Origin of the sequence: Rhizobium mayense, assembly GCF_030272705.1 — a bacterium.
Taxonomy (GTDB): Bacteria; Pseudomonadota; Alphaproteobacteria; order Rhizobiales; family Rhizobiaceae; genus Rhizobium; species Rhizobium mayense.
Window position 1 is genome coordinate 133,941 of the sequence record NZ_JARFYM010000016.1, and the last position, 6,961, is coordinate 140,901.

Consider the following 6,961-nt stretch of genomic DNA (forward strand, 5'->3'; position numbering starts at 1 on the left):
ATGGCCCGGCGCGGTTTAAAAAATGACAGCGGACGTTTAGAACGCCACCTTTTCGAGCGGCGCACGCGTCGCCTCGAATTCCCTGAGCTTCGCTTCGCGCTCGGCAATGTAGTTGCGGTTGTCGGGAACGGCGAACTGGTTCTTGGAAATCTGAATCTGCATGATGAAAAGTTCATCCCAGCGGAAGCCCATTTCCGAGCCGGCCAGATAGAACTCCCACATGCGGAAGAACTTCTCGTCGTAGAGCGCGACAGCCTCGGCCTTGCGCGCCACGAAACGGTTACGCCAGTGCCGCAGCGTATGGGCATAGTGCATCGGCAGGATTTCGACATCCTTGACCAGAAGCCCGGCCTTTTCCAGCGGCGGCGTGGTCTCTCCGACAGACGGAATATAGCCGCCCGGGAAGATATACTTCTCGATAAAGGCGTTTGTCGCAAAGCTCGGCTTCGGACGGGCGATGGAATGCAGCACCATGACGCCGTTGTCGTCGAGCAGCTCCGAAACCTTCTTGAAGAACTTGCCGTAGTCACCAATGCCGACATGTTCGAACATGCCGACCGAGACGATGCGGTCGAACTTCTTGCCTGTCAGGTAGCGGTAGTCCTGCAGCTCGAAACGGACGCGATCGGATAGCCCACGCTTGGCGGCACGATCGCGCGAGACCTTGAGCTGTTCTTCGCTGAGTGTGATGCCGGTGAAATCGAGGCCAGGGTTGGCTTCGGCAAGATACAAGCCCATGCCACCCCAGCCGGAACCGATCTCCAGAACGCGCTGGCCGGGCTCAACCAGCAGCTTGGCGGTGATATGGCGCTTCTTGGCCACTTGCGCCTCATCGAGGCTGATGCCCGGCGGCACGAAATAGGCGCAGGAATACTGCCAGTCCTCGTCGAGGAAGAGATCGAACAGCTTGGCCGACAGATCGTAGTGATGCGCAACATTGTATTTGTTGCGGTTGATCGGCGAGCGGCTCTTGATCTGCTGCCAGGCGATGCGGCCGATCAGCAGCGCCGCCATGCGCAGATCAAAGATTTCGTTTGTGGTGTTCTGCTTCACCAAGGAGAGGAATTCATAGATATCCCCCTGCTCGAGAATGAAGCGCCCTTCCATGTACATTTCGCCGAGCTTCAGGGTCGGATCGCGCGCAATCGCATCCTCCGCCTGCTGATCGGCCAAGCGAACGGCGACTGTTTCGCCGGACCCATCGCCGATCATGTGCGTCTCGCCGGAAGCGAGCGTAAGTTTCAGGGAGCCTTTACGGATGATTTTCTTGACAATCGAGAAGAGTGCCGACGCCATGGACGCCTCGCCTATTATGACATGACATTAAGGCAGACTTTAGCGTCTCAGAGCCTTGTGGCAAGCTCACCTTTTCGCATGCGTTGGCACTCCGGCAACAACTCTGCCAGAGTGTGACATTCCTGCACTGACTCTCGCTAAGTGCTTATTTTCGCTTGAGTGCATCGGCTAAAGCGGCGCCGAAACTGCCCTGTTGTTCCGGTTTTGGCCGGCCGTCATGCCTACCGCCAGCGTTGCGCGCGCCGCTTTGTTCGCGTGATTCCCGTCCGGGCGCGGCTGCCACAGTGCTGCCATCTTTGCGCATGGTGAGACCGATTCGCTTACGTTTGACGTCGATCTCCACAACCTTAACTTTCACGACATCGCCGGCCTTGACCACCTCATGCGGGTCCTTCACGAAGCGGTCGGCGAGCTGCGAGACGTGGACTAGACCATCCTGGTGGACGCCGATATCGACGAAGGCGCCGAAGGCGGCGACGTTGGTCACCGTACCTTCCAGCAGCATGCCGGGCTTGAGATCGCCGATCTCGTTGATTCCCTCGGCGAAGGTCGCCGTCTTGAAGCTTGGGCGCGGATCCCGGCCGGGTTTTTCCAGTTCGGCGATGATATCGCGCACTGTCGGCAGGCCGAATTTTTCATCGATGAACTGGCGCGGATCGATGGCCTTCAGCACTGCTGCGTCACCCATCAGACTGCGCAGATCACGGCCGCAGGCCGCAACGATCCTCTTGGCCACGCCATAGGCTTCCGGATGCACCGACGAGGCGTCCAGCGGCTCCTTGCCATTGGGGATGCGCAGGAAGCCGGCGCATTGCTCGAAGGTGCGTTGGCCGAGGCGGGCAACCTTCAGGAGATCGCGGCGGGTTTCGAAACGCCCCTCGCCATCGCGGTGCTTGACGATCGCCTCGGCGATCGACGGGCCAAGACCGGAAACGCGGGCAAGCAGCGGCGCGGACGCCGTATTCAGATCGACGCCAACCGCATTGACCGCATCTTCCACCACGGCGTCCAGCGAGCGTGACAGCTTCTGCTGGTCGACGTCGTGCTGGTACTGTCCGACGCCAATCGACTTCGGCTCGATCTTGACGAGCTCCGCCAACGGATCCTGCAGGCGACGGGCGATGGAGACGGCGCCGCGTAGCGACACGTCGAGACCGGGAAATTCCAGCGCGGCCGTCTCGGAGGCCGAATAGACGGATGCTCCCGCTTCCGAGACAATGACTTTCATCGGCTTCGGCGCCGGCAGATCGGTTAGCATGTCGGTCACGAGCTTCTCCGTCTCGCGGCTACCGGTGCCATTGCCGATGGAGATAAGTTCGACGTTGTACCTGCGCACCAGCGCGGCCAATGTCGCCTGCGTGCCGCGCACGTCGTTCTTCGGCGGGAAGGGATAAACCGTCGTCGTCTCCAGCAACTTGCCGGTGCCGTCGACCACGGCGACCTTGACGCCGGTGCGGATTCCCGGATCGAGGCCCATGGTCGCGCGCGAGCCGGCCGGAGCGGCAAGCAGGAGATCCTTCAGATTGCGGGCGAAGACGTGGATGGCTTCTTCTTCGGCGCGTTCGCGCAACTCGCGCATCAGGTCGAGCGACAGAGACATGGAGAGCTTGACGCGCCAGGTCCAGCTCGCCACCTCCATCAGCCAGCGATCGCCGGGTTTGCCCGCGCCGATCTCGTAAGCCGTCGCGATCATCCGCTCGACCGGCTTGTTCGGCGAGACCGCATCGACGTCGACCTCGATGGTGAGCGTCAGCATCTCCTCATTCCAGCCGCGCAGCATGGCGAGCGCGCGGTGGCCAGGTGCGATTGCCCAGCGCTCCTGATGATCGAAATAGTCGGCGAATTTCGCGCCCGCCTCCTGCTTGCCGTCCACGACCTTGGCTTTCAGCAGTGCATTCGCTTTCATATAGGTGCGCAGCTTGCCGAGGAGATCGGCATTTTCGGCAATGCCTTCGGCGATGATGTCGCGTGCGCCTTCGAGCGCCGTCTTCACGTCCGGTACGTCAGCGGTGATGAAACCTTCGGCGAGGATGGCCGGCTCCTTGGAGCGATCGGCAAGAATGGTGTCGGCGAGCGGACCGAGGCCGCGCTCCCTGGCGATTTCGGCGCGGGTACGGCGCTTCGGCTTATACGGCAGATAGAGATCTTCCAGCTCGGCCTTGGTGGCGACCACGGCGATCTTGCGCATCAGCTCGTCGGTCATCTTGCCCTGGCCGGTGATCGACTCGACGATAGCCGCGCGGCGGGCTTCCAGCTCGCGCAGATAGACGAGGCGTTCCGCCAATGTGCGCAGCTGACCGTCGTCGAGACCACCGGTCACCTCCTTGCGATAGCGGGCGATGAACGGCACTGTCGCACCTTCGTCGAGAAGCTCGATCGCGGCCTTGGCCTGATCGGGACGGGAATTGATCTCAGTGGCGATGGTTGCGGCAAGAGAGCGGATGTCAGCGGCCATATGATTCTCTGAACTTGATAGAAGTGCGGCGACCATAGTGGCACAAAAAGGCGTTGCAATGTTGTAGCCTATGCCTCCACAGGATTTGCCGCTTGACCTTTGGTCCAGCGGCCCTTAACCGCGCAAATGGACGTAAGAGAAGGGCAAGCCATGAAAGTTCTGTTGATCGGATCGGGCGGACGCGAGCATGCGCTGGCCTGGAAGCTGGCGCAATCGCCGCTGATGACGGAATTCTATGCTGCGCCCGGCAATCCCGGCATTGCTGAACACGCGACACTTGCTGCCATCGACATCGAAGACCATGACGCGATCGCCGCCTTCTGCAAGGAGAAGTCCATCGACTTCGTCGTCGTCGGTCCGGAAGCGCCGCTGGTCGCCGGCCTTACCGACCGGTTGCGCGCCGACAACATCGCCGTCTTCGGGCCGTCTGCCGCTGCCGCGCAGTTGGAAGGCTCCAAGGGCTTCACCAAGGATATTTGCGCCCGCTACGATATCCCGACCGGCGCTTATCATCGCTTCAACAATGCGCCGAAAGCGAAAGCCTATATTCGGGCGCAGGGTGCGCCCATTGTCGTCAAGGCCGATGGGCTTGCCGCCGGCAAGGGCGTCACCGTGGCGATGACGGTCGAGGAAGCGCTTGCCGCGATCGACGACTGTTTCGAAGGCGCATTCGGAGAGGCCGGCGCCGAAGTCGTAGTTGAAGCCTATCTCGACGGCGAGGAGGCAAGCTTCTTCTGCCTTTGCGACGGCAAGCATGCACTGGCACTCGCCACCGCGCAGGACCATAAGCGCGTCGGCGACGGCGATACGGGCCCGAATACCGGCGGCATGGGCGCCTACTCGCCCGCCCCGGTCATGACGGCTGACATGGTCGAGCGCACGATGAAGGAAATCATCGAGCCGACGATCCGCGGTATGGCGGAAAGCGGCTATCCCTTCTCTGGCGTCTTCTTCGCCGGGCTGATGATCACTGCCAAAGGGCCGGAGCTGATCGAATACAATGTCCGTTTCGGTGATCCGGAATGCCAGGTCCTGATGATGCGCCTGAAGAGCGACCTGCTGCCGCTGCTTCTTGCCTGCGCCAACGGCACGCTGGATCAGGTCAGCGCCGAATGGAGCGACGATGTGGCGTTGACCGTGGTCATGGCCTCGAAGGGGTATCCCGGCTCCTACGCCAAGAACACGCCGATATCCGCTCTGCCCGCCGACAGTGATGGCGCCAAGGTGTTCCATGCCGGCACAGCGCTGAAGGACGGCGCTCTGGTGGCAACCGGTGGCCGCGTGCTGAATATCACTGCCACCGGCAAAACCGTAGGCGAGGCGCAAAAACGCGCCTATGCCCTTGCTGGCGAGGTGCAATGGGAAAACGGTTTCAACCGCAGCGACATAGGCTGGCGCGCAATCGAACGTGAAAAGATTTGACGGGGAAAGCGCAAGCCTGTCCCGTTCTCTGCCGTCCACTAAACTTTTACCTAATCTCCTGACGGGATAGAAACAAAGGGACGTTATTCTCCCTCTCAACATGAGATGGAGTGGTTTGTAATGCGTCCCCTCTTCCTGACTTTGGCATTTGCGCTGGCCGGCGGCTCGGCCATGGCGTCGTCGATCCAACCCATCGACAGCAAGACGGAAACCAGCGCCGGCAGCATCGTCGAGAAGGTCTGCACCGATTGCCCTGCCCTCAAACCGCGAATGGTCAAGAAGGACTATGTGGTGCCGGACCTGACCCCGGGCACACAGTCCATCGTCGTCCGCGACATCGATGGCCAGAGGAAGGTGGTGCGCACCGAGGCCTGGATGGGCGGCTCGCCGGTTGTCTTCATCTCCAAGCCGACGCCCGAGGCACTGGCAGCCGCCGGCGCTCCGGCTGACGGCATCGACCTCACCGCGAAAACCGCAGCCTTGCCCGACTCCGCCAACCCAAAGCAACCCGTGCCGCTCGATCTCTCCGGCTTTGAGCTTCGCCAGTAATAATGGCTGCCTAACCCCGTTCCCTGCCCCGCCCGGCCAAAGTTTCGGTCGACGGGGTCTGCCGCAAGGCGGACCAATGCGCCCCTGAAGAGAAGCAGGGGCGCATTCGTTTTGTATAGACAACACATAGAAGCTTCGCGCGCGACTCAAGTTAATATTGAGCGTGATTCAGTATTGTTTATTGCGATGCAACAAGTCGATTGATTAAAATTGCTTAATTTCCAATCACTCTGATTTGATTAAAAGTTTATTAGATATAAAGCGCGATTTTGCTTGCACCGGACAGCAGCATGTCATTCGAGCGGCGGCAAGCGTATTGGGTTTTCCCAGGCGATCGCACAGGCGGTAGGAAACCGCGCCGGTATTCACCCTACCCTGGCGCGAGGCATTATGAAGAATCTCAAGATCGCACACCAACTCTTCGCCCTTCTGGGCGTGCTCATGGCGGCTTTCGCCGTGGCGACCTATTTCCAGATCCGGTCGCAGGCGGATTCCATCTATGACGACCGATTCGACATGCTCCGCACGCAGGTCGAGTCCGGCATTTCTGTCCTGAATCAATATTATCAGCGCGAAAAATCCGGTGAGATGACGCACGAAGCCGCCCAGGCCGAGGCCTTCAAGGTTCTATCACATGTCAGCTTCGAACCGTCGGGCTATTTCTTTGGCTTCGATTACAACGTCATCCAGCGCATTCATCCAAGCCCGGTCAACATCGGCAAGGACATGTCCGGCCAGGTTGATAAGAACGGCACGCATTTCAGCAAGGAAATGGTCGAGAAGGGTATCAAGGGCGGCGGCCGCACCATCTATTATTGGAACAAGCCCGGCCATCCCGACAGCGACTTCTTCCTGAAGGGTAGCTATTCCGCCGCCTTCGCGCCCTGGCAGCTCGTTCTCGGCTGCGGTGTCTACATGGACGACCTCCAAGCCCAAATCAACACGACGATGTGGAATGCGCTGCTGATCTGCGGCGTTGTTTTCCTGATCGGCATCGCTGCCGCGCTCTACTTCATTCGGGGCATCACCAAACCCCTGACGGAGGTTCACGCCGCGCTGAAGGCCGTTGCCGATGAAGACGTGAAGGTGACGATCCCGCATGTCGGCATGGGGAATGAAATCGGCCTGATGGCCAAGGCGACCCTGGCGCTGCAGGAAAAGATCCGCGAACGCCATGCGCTGACCGAGCGCCAGGCGGCCCAGGAGCAGGAAATCAACGCCGAACGCCAGCAGAACCTG

General features: G+C 60.3%; 5 protein-coding genes. 3 read left to right on the top strand and 2 right to left on the bottom strand.

Going from position 1 to position 6,961, the window contains the following annotated elements:
- Positions 1-36 precede the first annotated feature (36 nt).
- Together PY649_RS19805 and PY649_RS19810 are read right to left on the bottom strand one after the other, a co-directional pair.
- A complete protein-coding gene (locus tag PY649_RS19805) occupies positions 37-1,296 on the bottom strand; it encodes a cyclopropane fatty acid synthase (protein ID WP_285870331.1) in 1,260 nt (419 codons plus the stop codon).
- Between the two features lie 145 nt (positions 1,297-1,441).
- Positions 1,442-3,751, bottom strand: coding sequence for a Tex family protein (locus PY649_RS19810; protein ID WP_285870332.1), 2,310 nt, complete (start codon positions 3,749-3,751; stop codon positions 1,442-1,444).
- A 150-nt stretch (positions 3,752-3,901) separates the two neighbouring features.
- Here PY649_RS19810 and purD point away from each other — a divergent pair, with 150 nt between their 5' ends.
- The 3 genes from purD to PY649_RS19825 all read left to right on the top strand — a co-directional run.
- A complete protein-coding gene (gene purD / locus PY649_RS19815; RefSeq protein ID WP_285870333.1) occupies positions 3,902-5,173 on the top strand; it encodes a phosphoribosylamine--glycine ligase in 1,272 nt (423 codons plus the stop codon).
- Between the two features lie 120 nt (positions 5,174-5,293).
- Positions 5,294-5,722 (top strand): plant virulence effector HPE1-like domain-containing protein, encoded by a 429-nt coding sequence (locus PY649_RS19820; protein WP_285870334.1) that lies wholly within the window; start codon positions 5,294-5,296, stop codon positions 5,720-5,722.
- A gap of 390 nt (positions 5,723-6,112) precedes the next feature.
- Positions 6,113-6,961: cache domain-containing protein (locus PY649_RS19825; protein WP_285870336.1), on the top strand; the 849-nt coding region annotated here is incomplete at its 3' end.

Excerpts from the sequence above, each read along its gene's own strand:
- PY649_RS19820 (WP_285870334.1), top strand. The coding sequence starts at position 5,294 with ATGCGTCCCCTCTTCCTGACTTTGGCATTTGCGCTGGCCGGCGGCTCG.
- PY649_RS19805 (WP_285870331.1), bottom strand. The coding sequence starts at position 1,296 with ATGGCGTCGGCACTCTTCTCGATTGTCAAGAAAATCATCCGTAAAGGC.
- purD (WP_285870333.1), top strand. The coding sequence starts at position 3,902 with ATGAAAGTTCTGTTGATCGGATCGGGCGGACGCGAGCATGCGCTGGCC.
- PY649_RS19810 (WP_285870332.1), bottom strand. The coding sequence starts at position 3,751 with ATGGCCGCTGACATCCGCTCTCTTGCCGCAACCATCGCCACTGAGATC.